Here is an 18333-nt window from a genome sequence, read left to right on the forward strand (position 1 = left end):
CCCTCTAGTCTACTCGATTGTGTAATGGTGCTGTCTGCAGTGCTTGAGCCACCTCTTCCAATTTCAGGCCTCGTGAGGCTTTGAACAAAACAACGTCCTTAGGATGAAGGTGCTCCAACAGATAACGAGTTAATTCTTCTTTATTCTCAAAAACATGTACAGCTTCAGCCGACATATGTTTCTTGGCTCCCTCGGCAATATGCAGGGATAAAGCTCCGTATACCAGCACTCTATCCAACTTGGCAGGGGTAATATACGTTCCAACTTCATGATGAAGCTGTTCTTCATCCGGCCCTAACTCCAGCATATCTCCCAGCACAGCCACTTTCATTCGATAACCTTTTAGCCCTTCTAACACATCTATAGCAGCTCTCATGGAAGTGGGGCTTGCATTATACGCATCATTCAGCAGAGTGAGTCCACTAACTGCCTGTGTGACTTCAATGCGCATACCTGTAAGTTTCAACTGTGACAGGCCTTCCTCCATATGTTCCGGAGTAACTCCAAAATGACGTGCGACAGCCATCGCGGCCAGACAGTTGATCACATTATGCGTACCCAGCAAGGGAAGTGTATACGCTTTGTCTCCCGATTGCTTGGTCGTAAATACCATTCCAGTCGGCGTATTCATTAGTCCCGTTGGATAATCATCATTATCCTCTTCCAGTCCAAACGTAAACCGCTTCATACCCTCTGGTTGCTTCGTAGCAGGCTCTTCAAGCACCTGAGCGATTAAAGGCTCGTCTCCGTTGTAGATGAGTAAACCGCCAGGTTTCATACCAGCCGAGATTTCAGCCTTCGCTCTGGCAATCTCATGTCTGGAGCCAAGCTGAAGCAAGTGTGATTCCCCAATGTTAGTGATGATCGCTACATCCGGCTGAGCGATGACCGAGAGATCATGGATTTCACCGCGACCACTCATCCCCATCTCCAAAATGATAATCTCTGTATCTGGAGCCATGCTCAACACTGTTAATGGCAGACCAATATGATTATTGAAGTTGCCCTGCGTTTTATGCACGTTGAATGTAGTCGAAAGTAGAGCGTCCACAATATCCTTTGTGGTTGTTTTACCGTTGCTGCCTGTTATACCAACTACAGATGCCTTGTTCTCGCTAAGGTAAGCCGATGCAAGCTTCTGCAGGGCAACTAGGGTATCCTCCACTAAAATGACAGCGCCTTGCGGTGGAACACCATGATCCTTTTGCCACATTGCCCCCGCGGCTCCCTGCTCCAAACAGGTCTGGACGAATTCATGCCCATCAAAACGTTCACCCACCAAGGGGATAAACAGGCTACCTGCCAACGGTTTGCGTGAATCGGTAAATACTCCCTCAGCTATAACTTCACTATAAAGTGCAGCGTCACTCAATGTGCCGCCGCACATGTCGGCCATTTGGGCCAATGTTCGTTTTATCAATTGGATTTGCCCCTTATCGCTTCTTTGGCTATGATCCGATCATCGAAATCTGTTTTGGTTGTTCCGATAATCTGATAAGTCTCGTGACCCTTGCCCGCAATCAATACTACATCGGTCGGGCTTGCCATTTCAATAGCTTCATGAATAGCCTGGCGCCGATCCACAATCATGGTATAACGGTCGGATGGAATTGCCTCTTCCAGCAAACCTTGCTCAATGTCTTTCAAAATCAAATCAGGATCTTCAGTCCGAGGATTATCGGAAGTAATCAATACAAAATCACTGTATTTGGCAGCAATTTTGCCCATCAATGGTCGTTTGGTCCGATCTCGGTCACCACCGCACCCAAACACACAGATGACACGTCCCTCCGCAAATTCTTGAACTGTCCGTAACACATTCTCAAGCCCATCCGGTGTGTGGGCATAATCAACAATGACAGCAAATGCCTGACCTTCATTGACTGCCTCTACCCTGCCATCAACGCCTGGTACAGTTTCAAGACTACGCTTAATCTCTTCCAGTGGAACACCTTCCACGAGTGTAGCCGAGATCGCAGCCATCGCATTATACACATTGAACTTGCCCACCATACGAAGCTCAATGTCCGTGCTGCCAGCAAAGGTATCCACATGGAAAGAGGTCCCCTGAGCGTTGATAGAGATGTTAGAAGCACGAACATCTGCCGTTTCTCCCATGCCGTATGTAATAACCTCAGCAGCCGTTACGGAAATAAAATAATCAGCAGCAGGATCGTCTGCATTAATTACTGCATACTTACGTTGAGCATCATCTTCAGCAAATCCGTTACCTAGCCTAGCGAAGAACAGCCCTTTTGCTCCGCGATATTCCTCCATCGAATGATGGTAGTCCAGATGGTCTTGCGTCAAGTTTGTGAATACGGCTGTACGGAAATCCGTACCTTTGACTCTACCCTGTTCCAGCGCATGCGATGAAACTTCCATCACACAGCAATTCGTTCCAGCTTGAACCATGTTATGAAGACTGCGTTGCAGCTCAAGCGCCTCTGGCGTTGTTCCCGACATGGGATAAGTCCGTCCATCATAACGCATCTGAATGGTACCGATGAGTCCGGTTTTTTGACCATAATCGCTCATAATTTTCTCAATCAGATAGGTCGTTGTTGTTTTCCCGTTGGTTCCCGTTACACCAATCATTTTCATCTTGTGACTTGGCGAATCGAAAAAGAAATCTGACAGAACAGCCATTGCAAAGCGACTGTCTTTGACAATCAGCTGTGGTACAGGCAAATCAAGCTCCCGTTCCACAACCAGAGCTGCCGCGCCGGCCTGTACTGCCTTTTCTGCAAAATCATGTCCATCAACCGTATATCCCGGAAGACAGATAAACAGATCCCCCGGTTTGACTTGCCGGGAATCTGTCTGAAGGTTGTGACATTCTGTATGGGGGTCGCCCACAAGACGGGCGGTGATCAATTTGGACTCAAACTGTTTTAAAAGCACATGAATAACCTCACTTTTCCAAATATACTTCTTTGTCACACAGGAACCTGTGTTAATAATATCGGCCATATCACCAAATAATGAAACGCATGCTTGCAAAATTTGTTGCGGTAGACTTCAAAAGACCGCTTAGCTGATCTCATTCCTGTTTCGAATGATCATGCTCATCCTTCAGGACATCACCCATATAAATCCGGATTGTCGAGCCTTGTTCTACCCTCGCTCCTGCTTTAGGCGCTTGATTAATCACGTATTTGCCACTGCCGGACTTTGCTAGCATAAAGTTCATATTCAGATCTTCGTACAAATCTTCCACGGTAGCCCCCGTAAGATCAGGAACTGTCACAATTTTAGTCTCACCATATTTATATTCTTTGGCGAGCTGATCCTTGCGAACAGGCACATTCATATAATGCAGCGAATCCTCCAGGATGTTTTGTACGATTGGAGCGGCAACCACACCCCCAAACTGAATTCCTTTTGGGTTGTCTACAGCCGTGTATACGACAATTTGTGGATCATCAGCCGGAGCAAACCCAATAAAAGACACAATATGCTCGGTTGAGGAGTAACGTCCATTAATGACTTTCTGAGCCGTACCTGTTTTGCCTCCAACCCGGTATCCATCAATAAATGCTGGTCGCCCTGTGCCTTTGGCAACGACACTCTCCAGCGCTTCTCGTACTTGTTTTGACGTCTCTTCCGAGATCACTTGGCGAACCAACTGAGGTTTAACTTCTTCCAGCAACTCCCCAGTTTCTGGATGAACCCAAGCTTTGGTGACATAAGGTTTATAGAGTTTGCCGCCATTGATAGCAGCAGATACTGCTGCGACTTGCTGAATTGGCGTTACAGATACCCCTTGACCAAAGGCAGTCGTTGCAAGTTCAACAGGACCTACATTCTCTAATTTGAAAAGAATACCGCTTGCCTCTCCGCTTAGATCAATCCCTGTCTTGGTACCAAAACCGAAATTCCGAATGTATGAAAATAAAGATTCTTTCCCCAGCTTTTGTCCTAGAGCGACAAAGCCCGGGTTACATGAATTTTCCACGACTTGAAGGAAGGTCTGACTTCCATGTCCACCCTTCTTCCAACAGCGCAAACGTGCACCGCCCACTTCTACGAATCCGGGATCGAAAAATTGATCCTGTTGCAAATTCACCTTTTTTTCTTCCAACGCAGCAGCCAGTGTAATGATTTTGAAGGTTGAACCTGGTTCGTAAGTCATCCAGATGGGCAGGTTCCGGTTATAGATCTCGGAAGGGTACTGTTGGTAATCTGCTGGCTCGTAGCCTGGTCTGCTGGACATAGCCAGAATCTCACCTGTTTTGGGATTCATCGCAATGGCCAAAGCGGAATTAGCTTGGAATTTCACCATCGCTTGATCCAGTTCCCGTTCCATAATCGACTGAATTGATTTGTCAATGGTTAGCTTGAGATTAAGCCCGTCCTTCGGTTCCACATACTTCTCAGATGAGCCGGGCATGAGCCTTCCGGCCGCATCGGACAAGTAGGATACGCTGCCATTCAAACCGTTCAGCTTGTCATCATATCTTTTCTCAACGCCAGTTAAACCTTGATTATCGATACCTGTAAATCCGAGGATGTGTGCAGCAAGATCATCATATGGGTAGAATCGTTTGTTATCCTCAGCAACAACGATACCCGGGAGCTTCAAATCACGGATGCGCTGAGCTTTCTCCATCGTAATTTTGCGGCCGCCGGGTTGTAGTCTTACGATTAATTCTCGTTTCTTGATGGTTGCCAGCAATTTCTCTTCCGTCATGCCTAGCAATGGTGCAAGTGAATTAGCCGTTGTCTCGGCGTCCTTCACCTGAGCAGGAATTGCCATAATTGTTGGGGTTGTCACATTGTAAGCAAGAGATGTTCCGTTTCGATCCAGAATCTCTCCTCTTTTCGCCGTATATGGAATGTTACGGCGCCAGGATTCTTCCGCTTTTGCCGATAACTCCGGTCCTTTTCCCAACTGTACATAAGCAAGCCTGATCACCAAGGCCGAAAATAAAATAACTAGAATGCATAAACTCCACAGCAGTCTGCGCCGCAGATTCACACTTGATCCCTTCACGAAAAGATCCCCCCACTCGTCCCAAAATCATGAACCTTCTCATTCATGAATATTCAGGACAACCGGGGGTTAGAACAAGCTGTCTATGAAGCTTATGGCAGGGAGGTCCCTTCACGGGTAGTTCCATCAGACCTTTCGCTTTGATTATTCTCAGTTTTAGTCTGACTCTTCGGGGTAGTTCCTGAGGAATCTTTCCCCTCCGTTGTAACCTCATCACCAGATGCCGCACCTTTTCCTTGCTTCTTATCTGGTTCAGATGCATCTGGAGCCTCATCTGCAATACCCGTTACGGCGGCTCTGGCCGTCTGTAACGTCAGTTGCACAGTTCGTTCCTCTCCCGACACCTGCTCCTTCTGTTTCACGACAAAGCCTTCGCCTTTGACCTTCACTCCAACCTTCATAAGCGAAAGTACCTCCAAAGCATCCCGGAGAGATTCACCTGTTAGATCTGGAATCTTCATTTTGCTACTCTCTTCTGTGAGTATATAGATTCGCTGACCGAAATTCATCAGAGCACCCGCCTGTGGATACTGCCTAATCACATTTTCACCCTGACCAAGCGTTACATAGGCAATACCGGAGCTTAGAAGCTGACTTCTGGCCTGCTTAGCCGTTTTACCACTCAGATCCGGTGCTTTAGCTTGTACTACTGGTTTTGTTTTATCATCCGCCGTTTTGACAGTATCCTTTGGAACACCCATATATTGCAGTGTTTGGCTTACAACCTTTTTAAATACAGGAGCTGCTGCAGTTCCCCCCCCTACATTTCCTCCATCAGGCTGGTCAATAACGATTAACATAGCAATTTTGGGATCGTTTACTGGTGCAAAGCCAATAAAAGAAACGACATCCTTATTTTTGCTGTATTCCCCGTTAATAACCTTTCTCGCTGTTCCTGTCTTGCCCGCAACACGGTATCCTTCGATATAGGCGTTGCGGCCAGTACCTTTGGTTTGGTCTGCAACAACCTGTTCCAGATATCCGCTTACTAGCTTGGAGGATTCTTTGGAGATGACCTGACGGACTACTTTGGGTTTAACGACTTCCGTTGAACCGTCATTCGGATTGATAATCTCTTTCACGAGATGCGGTTGAATCAATTTTCCGCCGTTGGCAACAGCTGAAATGGCAGCAAGTTGCTGAATCGGCGTCACCTGAACGAGACCGTGGCCATAAGCTGCCGTAGCAATCTCTGATTTATACACCAACGGTTTGATTGGTGATGCAACTTCACTTGGCAGATCAATCCCCGTCTTTTTGCCGAAACCGAACTCATCAATGTAGTGGCGTAGCCGCTCTCCCCCCAGCATGCTATAGCCGAGGTTAACAAACGCAATGTTACTAGAGCGTTTCACGCCTTCAAGATAGGAGATTTCTCCATAAGAATGACCATTATCACCTATTGTGTATCCACCGATACGTACTGGTTTGGATTCAAACGTTGCATTCGGATCAAATAGTTTTTCTTCAACCGCCCCTGCAAGCGTCACAATTTTGAACGTAGAACCTGGTTCGTAGATTGACTGCGTTGCATGATTGATAAAGTTCCTCTGATCCGGCGTATCCGCATACGTATTTGGATCAAACGTTGGCCAGTTCGCCATGCCGAGAATTTCCATCGTATTTGGATCAGCTGCTATAACAGTCATACTGAGTGGATTATACTTAGCAACGGCTTCTTTCATGGCATCCTCAATGTAAAATTGGATCGTATCATCAATCGTCAGCTTGAGGTTCTTCCCATTTTTCGGAGGCAGGTAATTATCCTGAGAGTCCGGAAGCTTGGTGCCTTTAGCATCCTTCTGATAATTCAGGAAGCCGTCTGTCCCAGTCAATACATCATCGTATGAGACCTCAAGACCATTGACAGCTTTGCCGTCACGACTCATGTAGCCCAGCACATGAGAGGCCAGTGTTTCTTTCGGATAGAACCTTTTGGATTCTTGGGTCAAGACAATAGCATTTTGTGCTTTATATTTGTCCTTAAGTTCTTCACGCAGTTCCTCGACTTTTCCAGCCAGTTCAGGACTGATTTTATATCCTTCTGTGCGGACTTCACGTTGCTGAAAAAACTCTCCATTTTTTTTCTTTGCAGTGACTAAAGCACGCATTTCACTCTCATTTTTTTTGAGCAGTACGGACAGTTTCTTCGTCACTTCATCTTCTAAACCAAATTGATTAATCAGCAGCGGGTTAACGGAGACGGTGTACGCTGGCGAGTCTGTAGCAAGCACATTCCCGTTGCGATCCATAATGGTACCTCGAGAAGCCTTAATCGTCTGTTGTCTATCGATCAGACCAGCTGCTTCATCCTGCCATTTATCCCCATTAACTACCTGAATGAAAAATATACGGATTACGAGTACAAGAAAAAAGAGGGTAATACATCCCCCTATTAGCAACGTGCGCATCTTTATTCTTTTTACCATTAAAACACCTCTTTATTTGCTGCTTGCTTCAGTTGAGGATGATTCAGCACCTGTTGATGTGTTTTTCGTTGATGTACGAGGTACAAAAATGACATCCTTATCTGTTGCTTCAACGTAGCCCAGACTTTTGGCATTCTCTATCACCTGATTGTTCAATCTTTCTTTCTCCACTTGCAGATCGGCGATAGCTTTCTGACCTTTTTTAATGTCTACTATGGTTGCTTCAGCCTGCTTGTTCAGTTCGTAAATATGAGCGTAACGAGACATCAGAGCACCAGCAACAATAATGACTGCTATGAGCGTAATCAGATATAGAAACTTCTCACGAGCCGGTAGCCCGGTGCGACGTGTCACTACTTTAGTTGTTTCCTTGTACCTCTGTTGCGTTACACGTTCCTGGGCTTTTTCTTTGACCGCTAGATTACCACGTGTGTATGCCATTCGAAGGCTCCTCCTCCACTTTTCTTCTACAATTTCTCAGCTACGCGCAGTTTAGCTGATCGCGCACGAGAGTTCTCCGTCAATTCCTCTTCCGTAGGAACCAGCGGTTTCCGGTTGACTAAACGCAAGGTACCTTTACCGCCGCATACACATAACGGAAAGTCAGGTGGACATGTACATTTTTCAAGATAGCTGCTGAAGATCTGTTTACATATCCGGTCCTCGAGGGAGTGGAAGGTTATAACAGATACGCGCCCCCCTGGCGCAAGACAACGAACAGCTTGATGCAGTCCTTCTTCAAAAGCGCCCAGTTCATCATTAACAGCAATACGCAACGCCTGAAAACTTCGCTTCGCAGGATGCCCACCAGTACGGCGGGCTGCTGCAGGAATACCTTCCTTGATCAACTCTACCAGTTCACCTGTCGTTTCGATCTCAGCCTGACTGCGTCTATCCACAATGACACGAGCGATTCGTTTAGAAAATTTCTCTTCCCCATAGCGGTAGAGAATACGAGCAATCTCTTCTTCAGGCCATTCATTTACAATCTCTCTGGCTGTTAATAGTGCATCCTGATCCATGCGCATATCCAGCGGAGCATCGTGATTGTAACTGAATCCTCGTTCCCCTTCATCGAACTGCGGCGATGACACACCTAGGTCATACAGAATTCCATCCACCTGAGGTATACCATCTTTCATGGGAACATCGAGGTCCTTAAGAACCTGTTCCAAATCCCTAAAATTGGTTTTCACCAATGTTACTTGGTTTTTATAAGCGGCGAGCTTCTCTTTTGCATTATCCAGAGCCCAATCATCCTGATCCAATGCGATCAGACGTCCGTTCGGGCCTAATTTGGAAGCAATCACAGAGCTGTGTCCCGCGCCGCCTAAAGTGCAGTCCACGTATATACCGTCCTGCTTGATGTTTAACCCCTCTGTTGCCTCTTCTTTGAGTACGGTTATGTGGTGAAACAACCTGCACCCCTCCTTACGTTATAAATCAAAATTAAAATCGACTAGCTTTTCGGCAATGTCGTTGAATGCTTCCTCGGATTGATTGAAATAACTCTCCCAAATGCCTTTACTCCAAATTTCTACCCGGTTCGACACACCAAGGACAACACAATCCTTGTCCAGTTTGGCGTACTCTCTCAAGTTGCCCGGCAGATTTACCCTGCCCTGTTTATCCAGTTCACATTCAGTTGCACCCGAGAAAAAAAACCGAGTAAATGCACGTGCGTCGGATTTCATCAGTGGCAATGCTTTGAGCTTCTGTTCCATGACTCCCCACTCCTCCATGGGGTATACGAAAAGACATTGGTCCAAACCTCGTGTGACAACAAATGAGGGCCCTAGAGATTCGCGGAATTTAGCCGGAATAATAACCCGACCCTTGTCATCAATGCTATGTTGAAATTCGCCCATAAACATTGGCCCACTCACTCCTCACCCATTTCCCCCACTTTGCCCCACTTTCCACCACCTAAGCATAATAGATTCGGTTAAAAAAATCAAAACCCTTCTTGACATTCTTTTTTTATTTCATTCCATCCCAAAAAAAACGTCTCTGATCCTGTCATTCAGGATTAGAGACGTTTCCCGTTACGGGCGACCGTATGTGCACCCGTGCATGAGCCATATCATCAAGACACCATTTTAAATCTTTTGAAACCGAATATCAGCTTGTAATTATTGGATGGCCTTTTAGAATTTCCAGCTATCCAAGTACTTTTCCTGTTCAGGTGACAAAGAATCAATGGCAATATTCAGGCTTTCCAGCTTGTAGCTTGCCACTTGTTGATCGATCTCGTAAGGGACATTAACTACGTTTTTTCCAAGATTTTCATAGTTTTCACTAACATAACGCAGGCCAAGCGCTTGAAGTGCAAATGTGGTGTCCATAATTTCGGCCGGGTGCCCATCAGCAGCTCCCAGATTGACCAGGCGTCCTTCTGCGAGAAGATACATTTTACGACCATCTTTGAAACGATACTCTTCAATGTTGCGGCGAACCGTACGAATAGACTCGGAACGTTTGGCAAGTTCTGGTTTGTTAACCTCAACATCGAAATGACCCGCATTACTCAAAATAGCCCCATCTTTCATGATGTCATAATGTTCTCCTGTAATGACATCCTTGTTACCAGTCACCGCAATAAAGAAATCACCGATCTTGGCTGCTTCCAGCATTGTCATAACCCGGAAACCGTCCATATGAGCTTCAACTGCTTTGATCGGGTCAATTTCCGTTACAATTACATTGGCACCCAAGCCTTTCGCACGCATTGCGACACCCTTACCACACCAGCCATAACCCGCAACAACAACGTTTTTCCCTGCAACAACGAGGTTGGTTGTACGAATAATACCGTCAAAGGCAGACTGGCCTGTTCCATAACGATTATCAAACAAGTATTTGCAATAAGCGTCATTTACAGCAACCATTGGAAATTTCAGTTTTCCTTCTTTCGCCAAAGCTTTCAATCGAATAATACCTGTTGTCGTTTCTTCTGCACCTCCGCGAATGGTAGCTGCAAGTTCAGGGCGCTCAGAAGCAATAATGGTTGCAAAATCCCCACCATCATCAATAATGAGATCTGGCTTGGCTTCTAGAGCACGAAGTTGTAATGCTTTGAATTCAGCTGGCTCGGGATTATATTTAGCATAGACAGTAACACCATCTTCTACCAAAGCCGCACAAACATCATCTTGTGTAGAAAGCGGATTACTGTGTGTAATTGTCACATCAGCCCCGCCAGCCTGGATCACTTTTGCCAGATATGCCGTTTTAGCTTCCAGATGAAGACATATCGAAACCTTCAACCCTTTAAAGGGCTGATCTTGCTCAAATTGACGACGAATTCGGTTTAGCACAGGCATATGCGCCTCTACCCAATCAATTTTCAAGTGGCCTTCTGGAGCAAGCCCCATATCTTTGACAATGCTGTTTTGTAATGCAGATGTGGTCAATCTAATTCCTCCTCAAATATGTTTCTTCTATTAAAATCAAACTATCATAATGCCGATGTTCACAATTGAATAACCTGGTGCTGTCCCGCGAATGCAGTAGATGCCTCTATCATGTCTTCAATCCAATCCGTTCCATAACGATTCAGGTAAAAGAGTGCATTATGTACTCGCTCCTGCGGTTTGCCCATCGGGAACAAGGCATTCTGAATACCATTCCAATGTCTTAGACTCACTTGATGTTTATCTTCAATAGCTTTGCGAGTCTGCCGCTCCAGATATTGAATTTGCTCGTTCATTTTACCCAAATTGGCTTCTCCGATCCGTTTAAGTCCCGGATGCACTTCAGCCACTTCATTTAGCAGAGGTTGATAGAGAGCCATAAACTGCTCACGAATCTGTGCAAATCGTTCCTCGACCTGGAATGTTTCCTGCTCAGTCAGCCATTTCTCCTTTTTTTCATCCATTCGGTACTGTACATCCTGGAAGGAAAGTCCATATTGCTTCATGTGTTTGAGGTGTACATCCTCCAAAATCGTGAAAGAAAGACGCGGTAGTATGATCGGCATCTGTAATCCAAATGTACGGAATGCTTCGCGTGTAAGACCCCAATATGCAATTTCACCATTACCTAAAATAACAGCTGCCACTGGTAGCAATGCATCTTGCATTAATGGACGAGTCAATACATTATTGCTGAAACGCTCAGGGTGATCGTTCAATTCTTGTAACAAACGCTCTTCCGTAAAAGATACTAGCCCCTTGCGGTCCTGGTACAAGTTATCTTTTTGCATCAACAGCAAACGGGAACCTTCATGAATATAAAAGAGATTCGCCCCATCTTCTGCCACTTCTGCTGGCATAGCATAACCTGCTTGTTGTACATGCGATGCACCTTGCAAATAAGCTGTGCGTAACGCATGATTATCCCGAATCAAACGTTCAAAAACCGGTTTCTCCAACTTGCGCAATTCGGGGTCAGCAGCATCCATAAGTACCAGCCCGGTTTTGGCAAACAAGGCGGATATCAACCTTGCAAATGCATCACTCAGATTCGTGCTGGATTGATGAATCTCAGTAATCAGCTTGATCAGATCCGGTTTATGGACTGTATCAGGTAATACATGCTGCACCTGTCCCAGCACGGTCTCCCACTGTTCCCATTTCACTTGCACATAACTTACCGAATCTTTACCCTTAAAGTGACCTTGCAGTTTGACTTTTTGGATATCGCCTAACGAATCAGGTAAATACGTATGATTCACCTCATCCCAGTCATGGTCCTCACCTGCAATCCAAAATACAGGAACAACTGGATGCTTCAGATGCTTTTCCGCTTCACGTGCAGCAGCGACTACACTGGCTGCTTTGTATATCACGAACAACGGTCCGCTGAGCAGGCCACTCTGTTGCCCTCCAGTAACGACCATTGCATTCTCTTCAACAAGGCGTGTAATTGAAGCATGAACCTGATCATGATCATTTACTCGCTTATTATATAAACGTAAATACGCCGCCAGTTTATGACGGTCTACACGTGTATGCTCCGATTGGTTCAGCCATTCTGCACGCGCGTGGAGGCCGTTTTCCCAGCTAATATCATATTCATAAAGGCTTCGCGCAGCATCTCTCGTACAGATATAATCCTCTGCAAGCTGTGATCCGCTACGGAGCGCCTCAGTAATTCCTTCCATGAGGTCTGCCTCCTTATTTTGCTTCAAAAGAGCCTTTCTTGATTGTACCGAATTCAGTAGCGCTTCGTCAAAGCAAAGTCACAAATAATATAAAAAAACCGCCGATCTAAATCGGCGGTTATGATGTATATAATAGCATATTCGTTTTTCGTAACGATTATACGTATGGTTCTGCAACCCAGTGTCCTTTGGATACCTCAATCAATTTAGCATTTTCCAAATTGTAAGGATCATTCACAGGACCGCCCGCTGCATTCTGAATTGGACCAGACTGTTCTTCTGGCAACAGAATGCGGCGTTTATTTGCTTCAACCTCTGGGTCTGGAACAGGGATAGCAGAAAGCAATGTTTTAGTATATGGATGAATCGGATTAGAGTACAGTTCTTCACTCTCAGCCAGCTCCACCACTTTACCCATATACATAACCGCTACACGGTCACTGATATGTTTTACCATGGACAAATCGTGGGCGATAAAGAGATATGTCAATCCAAGACGCTGCTGCAGCTCTTCAAGCAATTTAACGACCTGAGCTTGAATAGATACATCGAGTGCAGAAAGCGGCTCATCACATATAATAAACTTAGGATCAACGGCAAGCGCACGCGCAATTCCGATCCGCTGTCTTTGTCCACCCGAGAATTCATGCGGATAACGCAGAGCGTGACTAGAGTTAAGCCCTACTAGATCTAGTAGTTCTTCTACGCGTCTCTTACGCTCTTTAGAGCTTTTAGCCAGACCGTGAATATCCAGAGACTCCCCGATAATATCCATAACGTTAAAACGTGGATTCAGTGAGGCATAAGGGTCTTGGAAAATCATCTGCATGTCTTTACGCATCTCTTTCATCTTGCGCGGAGACAATTTATAGATATCCGTACCATTGAAGTTAACACTTCCACCTGTTGGTTCATAAAGACGTAGAATAGTACGTCCAGTTGTTGATTTACCACAACCTGACTCACCTACAACCCCAAGTGTTTCTCCTTCAAAGATATCAAAGCTAACGTCATTTACAGCTTTAAGGATGTTACCTTTACCAAGGTTAAAGTACTGCTTCAAGTTTTTCACTTGAACCAAAGGTTTGTTACTGCCTTTGACAATACCTACCGGAGTTGGTTTTTCCTTTTTCGGCTCGTCCAGACGAGGAAGAGCGTTCAGCAATTTAATGGTGTAGGGGTGCTGAGGATTTCTGAAGATCTCGGCGGTTGTTCCTGTTTCAACAACTTCGCCTTCCTTCATGACAACTACACGGTCACACATTCCCGCTACTACACCAAGGTCATGCGTAATCAGCATGATTGAAGTTCCAAGCTTTTTCTGCATATCTTTCATAACATCCAGAATTTGAGCTTGAATGGTTACGTCGAGTGCTGTTGTTGGCTCGTCCGCAATTAGTAAGGAAGGACGACAAGCAAGAGCAATCGCAATCATGGCACGCTGACGCATACCACCAGAGAACTGGTGCGGGTAATGATTCATACGAATTGCTGCATTTTTAATACCAACAAGCTCCAGCATTTCCAGTGCAGCTTTGTTCGCTGCTTGCTTGGACATATTTTGGTGTTTACGTAATACTTCTGTAATTTGTTTACCAACTTTAATCGTTGGATTCAGAGAAGTCATCGGATCCTGGAAGATCATACCGATATCTTTACCACGTATAGCTTCCATTTGTTTATCTGATTTATTCAACAGATCCTGACCGTGAAACGTAATATCTCCGCTCTTAACCTTCGAAGGCGGGGAGGGAATCAATTTCATGATGGTTTGGGCAGTAACACTTTTACCACTACCCGATTCACCTACGATTCCCAGCGTTTCTCCTTTGCCAATTTCAAAACTCACATTTTTAACGGCATCAAATTCACCAGAACGTGTCTTAAACGATACGCTTAAGTCTTTGACTGTTAAAATCGGCTCCATAATCCCACCTCCTGTTTCTATTTACGTAATTTCGGATCTAGTGCATCGCGCAATCCATCGCCGAGTAAGTTAAATGCAAGCATAGTAACAACCATCAAACCTGCCGGGAACCACATCCGCCATGGATACAGAGTCCAGCCTGTAAGTGCATCATTAATCATGGATCCAAGAGATGATCTTGGTGCAGATACCCCCAAACCAAGGAAGCTCAGGAATGCCTCAGCAAAGATCGCATTTGGAATAGACAGCGTCAGTGTGACAATAATCGGACCGACTGCATTTGGAAGCAAGTGGCGGAACAGTTGACGTCCCGTACCGGCACCCATAGAACGAGCGGCAAGGATAAAATCTCTATTCTTGAGTTGCATAATCTCACCGCGCACAATCCAGGCCATGCTGATCCAGCCTGTAATGGTGAGTGCAATAATAATTGTTGTAAGGCTTGGCTCAAGTACAACCAGCAACAGGATAACAACAAGCATATAAGGCAAAGAATACAAAATTTCAGAGAACTTGTTCATAAATCCGTCAACTCGTCCACCATAGTAACCCATGATAGCTCCATAAATAACACCGATAACAAGGTCGATCAAAGCCGCAGCCAAACCTACGGTCAACGATACACGTGCGCCAACCCATGTTCTTACCCATACATCACGACCCAGGTCGTCTGTACCAAACCAGTGCTCTGCGCTTGGAGCAGCGTTAGCATTAAGCAAGTCATTGGAATAATAATTATAACTTGTAAACAAAGAAGTTGGACCTATGATAGCAAAGAGTACAACAAGTATAAGCACACCAAGACTGATCATCGCGGCTTTGTTCGTTGCAAGTCTGTACATCGCATCTCTAAAAAGGGATACACTTTCTTGCGGCTTAACCGCTGCCTGACTGTTCAGGTCAGTGTTCGCCGTTCCATTATTGTTATTATTCGTGCCAGACAACGTTATGCCCCCTTCCGGCTTTCTAACTTAATTCTAGGATCAATCAATACGTAAGCGATATCTGTAAGGAAACGCGCCAACATCAGGAGAATACCATAGAAAATTGTGATTCCCATGATCATCGTGTAATCCCGGTTCGTAATACTCTCGACAAACACTTTACCAATTCCGCCAATGTTAAAGATCTGCTCAATAACAACAGAACCAGTGATGATATTAGCAGTCATTGGTCCTACATACGTAACAACTGGCAAAATACCATTCCGTACAACGTGCTTAAACATGATGGCAGGCCATTTCAAACCTTTAGCTTTCGCCGTTTTGATATAGTCTGCATGTAAAACTTCCAGCATGCTTGAACGCGTTAGACGTGCTATAAATGCAATTGGGGATGCAGATAATGCTGCAACAGGAAGGACATAGTCAAGGGGTCCATCAAAGCCCATAACGTTAAACCATCCCAGTTTAAACGCGAACACATATTGTAACAAAGATGCCAGCAAGAAACTTGGTACCGCAATTCCGATAACAGCAAGCACCATCGTGACATCATCAATCAGTTTTCGGTGATATACCGCTGCGAGCAAACCTAGTAATACCCCCACGATCACCGAGATAATGATTGCGAAAATACCAATTTTTAAAGAAGCCGTGAATGTACTCACAATCATGTCTGTAACGCCTTGGTTCAGATAGTTCATCGAAACTCCAAAATCACCTCTTACAATATCTCCAATGTATTTGAAATATTGTACATACATCGGCTTATCCAAGCCGTACTTCTCTTCAAGAAGAGCCCGAATTTCAGGTGATACTCTTTTTTCAGATGTAAAAGGGTCACCAGGAATGGCCTTCATCAAGAAGAACGTCATCGATGCGAGTATGAAAAGCGATAGCAGCATAAATAGCAGTTTTTTCAAAACGTACTTTAACAACCCTTGCACACCTCCACAAACAATATTTTGTATACAAATCGATTGTAGAATTAGACCGCAATAAAGTCCAATCCATTTATCGGAAATTTCAGAATTATAAGGAAAATCGATGCGCAAACAAAAAAATCGGGATATATATGGAGTTCCACATATATATCCCGAAGCAAATCATATTAGACTTCAGAACAACTTACTTCTCTTCCAGATATGCACGAGTGAAGTCAATTGCTCCACTGAAATCCAGTTGTACGCCTTTCAGGTAAGGCTTCGTCAAGGAAACGTTAGTGTAGTAGTAGATTGGCAATACGCCCATTTCATCTTGAATCAGAATTTTCTCTGCATCAGCAAATGCAGCCATACGTGCAGCGGCATCCGCTGTTTTTACAGTTTCTTCTAGATTTTTATCGTACTGTGCATTGCTAAATTTGGAGTCGTTGTTTGTGTTGCCAGTTTTCCACATTTCCAAGAAGTTGAACGGATCGTTATAGTCAGCAGACCAGCCCGCACGAGCGATTTGGAAGTTTTGTTTTTGACGGTTATCCAGGAATACTTTCCACTCTTGGTTTTCCGTTTTCACGTCTACACCAAGATTGTTTTTCCACATATCAGCAATTGCCAATGCAACTTTCGCGTGAGCATCACTAGTGTTGTAGATCAAAGTAATTTCTGGCAATGTTGTGTAACCTTCTTCTTTCATACCTTCAGCAAGCAGTTTTTTTGCTTCATCCACATTTTCAGTGAAGTAATCATCTTTGTGTTCTGTACGGAATTCTTCCTTTTCACCACGAATACCTGGTGGTACAAAGCCGAATGCTGGAATTTGTCCACCTTGTGTAACTTTATCAACGATCAATTGACGTTGAATGGACATTGCAAATGCTTTACGGATTTTAGCGTTGTTAAATGGTGCTTCATTTACGTTGAACTGGTAGTAGTACGTACTAGCAATACCAGTAGCTTTAAACTCGTTTGGCAACTCAGCTTTCAAAGAAGGAATTTGGTCTGTTGGAATTTCACCGTTAGGTGCACCAGTGTAGTCCAATTGTCCTGATTTGTAAGCTTGCAGCTCAGAAGCACTGCTGCTTGTCAGGGACATGTTAATTTCTGACAACTTGATATCAGATGCTGCATGGTAACCTTCGTTTTTCTTCACAACAATTTTTTGACCTTTAGCATATTGATCCATTACAAATGGTCCGTTAACGATCATGTTTTTGTGGTCAGCGAAAAACTTATCATTCGTGTCAGCAGACTTGTGTACTGGGTAGTACGTGTAGAATGCAGTCAGTCCCAAGAAGTAAGGAGTAGGGTTCTCCAGTGTTACTTCAAGTGTGTGCTCATCTTTAGCTACTACACCCACTTGAGAGAAGTCAGTAATTTTAGTACCTTTGAACTTCGGATCTTTGCTCATGTTAAAGCCTTCAGCGCCCTTGATGTAGTACAATTGGTACGCATAAGGAGAAGCTGTTTCCGGTTTCAAAGCACGTTCCCAAGAACGAACAAAATCCTCAGCTGTAATTGGGTCACCGTTGCTCCATTTTGCTTCTGGGTTCAGGGTGAAAACATATTTCAAACCATCTTCAGAAACTTCCCAATTTGTAGCCACACCTGGAGCTTCTTTACCATTCTCGTCGATGCGTACAAGACCTTCATACAAGAACTTCAGAACTGTGTTCGTTTGGCTGTCTTTTGCTTGAGCTGGGTCAAACGTAGGAGGTTCAGCCGTTAAGTTGATTTTCAAAACTTGATCTTTGGCAAGACCTTTTTCTCCGCTTGCAGAACCGTTATCTGTTGTGGTACCTGTGCCTTCATTTTTCGATCCGCACGCTGCAAGTACGGTACCGAACGCCAAGATCAGCGTCAAAAGGACTAATAGACTTTTCCTTTTCATCTAGCTTTTCCCCCTAAATTGATGTGGTTTATGTTTATAGATTATACAACCACCGGTCAAAAAAATCTACATTACTTTTTCAGAAAGTAATGTTTTTTTCAGTTTTC

Annotated in this window: 13 protein-coding genes; all 13 read right to left on the minus strand. The window is 44.7% G+C overall.

The window, feature by feature from the left end:
* Positions 1 to 4: 4 nt before the first annotated feature.
* The 13 genes from PQG66_RS10610 to PQG66_RS10670 all read right to left on the minus strand — a co-directional run bounded on the left by PQG66_RS10610 (position 5) and on the right by PQG66_RS10670 (position 18226).
* On the minus strand, positions 5 to 1417 hold the full coding sequence (locus PQG66_RS10610) for a UDP-N-acetylmuramoyl-tripeptide--D-alanyl-D-alanine ligase (RefSeq protein WP_272038138.1): 1413 nt from the start codon (positions 1415 to 1417) through the stop codon (positions 5 to 7).
* Positions 1417 to 2904: a UDP-N-acetylmuramoyl-L-alanyl-D-glutamate--2,6-diaminopimelate ligase gene (locus PQG66_RS10615; RefSeq protein ID WP_272038139.1), complete on the minus strand. Its 1488-nt coding sequence runs from the start codon at positions 2902 to 2904 to the stop codon at positions 1417 to 1419. The genes PQG66_RS10610 and PQG66_RS10615 overlap by 1 nt, the downstream gene beginning before the upstream one ends.
* A gap of 139 nt (positions 2905 to 3043) precedes the next feature.
* Positions 3044 to 4996, minus strand: a complete 1953-nt coding sequence (locus tag PQG66_RS10620) for a stage V sporulation protein D (RefSeq protein WP_272037642.1) — start codon at positions 4994 to 4996, stop codon at positions 3044 to 3046.
* Between the two features lie 92 nt (positions 4997 to 5088).
* On the minus strand, positions 5089 to 7425 hold the full coding sequence (locus PQG66_RS10625; RefSeq protein ID WP_272037643.1) for a penicillin-binding transpeptidase domain-containing protein: 2337 nt from the start codon (positions 7423 to 7425) through the stop codon (positions 5089 to 5091).
* A gap of 12 nt (positions 7426 to 7437) precedes the next feature.
* Complete coding sequence (locus PQG66_RS10630; protein ID WP_272037644.1) at positions 7438 to 7866, minus strand: hypothetical protein; 429 nt, start codon at positions 7864 to 7866, stop codon at positions 7438 to 7440.
* Positions 7867 to 7892: 26 nt separating this feature from the next.
* Positions 7893 to 8843 (minus strand): 16S rRNA (cytosine(1402)-N(4))-methyltransferase RsmH, encoded by a 951-nt coding sequence (gene rsmH / locus PQG66_RS10635; RefSeq protein ID WP_272037645.1) that lies wholly within the window; start codon positions 8841 to 8843, stop codon positions 7893 to 7895.
* Between the two features lie 18 nt (positions 8844 to 8861).
* Positions 8862 to 9299 (minus strand): division/cell wall cluster transcriptional repressor MraZ, encoded by a 438-nt coding sequence (gene mraZ / locus PQG66_RS10640; RefSeq protein ID WP_017687291.1) that lies wholly within the window; start codon positions 9297 to 9299, stop codon positions 8862 to 8864.
* 273 nt (positions 9300 to 9572) lie between these two features.
* A complete protein-coding gene (locus PQG66_RS10645; protein WP_272037646.1) occupies positions 9573 to 10838 on the minus strand; it encodes an adenosylhomocysteinase in 1266 nt (421 codons plus the stop codon).
* 59 nt (positions 10839 to 10897) lie between these two features.
* Positions 10898 to 12529 (minus strand): bacillithiol biosynthesis cysteine-adding enzyme BshC, encoded by a 1632-nt coding sequence (gene bshC, locus PQG66_RS10650; RefSeq protein ID WP_272037647.1) that lies wholly within the window; start codon positions 12527 to 12529, stop codon positions 10898 to 10900.
* A gap of 157 nt (positions 12530 to 12686) precedes the next feature.
* The gene (locus tag PQG66_RS10655; RefSeq protein ID WP_272037648.1) at positions 12687 to 14456 is read right to left on the minus strand and encodes an ABC transporter ATP-binding protein; all 1770 of its coding nucleotides are present in this window, start codon (positions 14454 to 14456) and stop codon (positions 12687 to 12689) included.
* Between the two features lie 17 nt (positions 14457 to 14473).
* Complete coding sequence (locus tag PQG66_RS10660; protein WP_442955094.1) at positions 14474 to 15355, minus strand: ABC transporter permease; 882 nt, start codon at positions 15353 to 15355, stop codon at positions 14474 to 14476.
* Positions 15356 to 15402: 47 nt separating this feature from the next.
* Positions 15403 to 16335 carry an ABC transporter permease gene (locus tag PQG66_RS10665; RefSeq protein WP_272037650.1) on the minus strand — a complete coding sequence of 311 codons (933 nt, stop codon included), beginning with the start codon at positions 16333 to 16335 and terminating at the stop codon, positions 15403 to 15405.
* Between the two features lie 190 nt (positions 16336 to 16525).
* Entirely contained in the window at positions 16526 to 18226 is a 1701-nt protein-coding gene (locus tag PQG66_RS10670; RefSeq protein WP_272037651.1) for a peptide ABC transporter substrate-binding protein, read from the minus strand.
* Positions 18227 to 18333 lie beyond the last annotated feature (107 nt).

Source organism: Paenibacillus sp. JJ-100, from assembly GCF_948329825.1.
In the GTDB taxonomy this organism is placed as follows: Bacteria; Bacillota; Bacilli; order Paenibacillales; family Paenibacillaceae; genus Paenibacillus.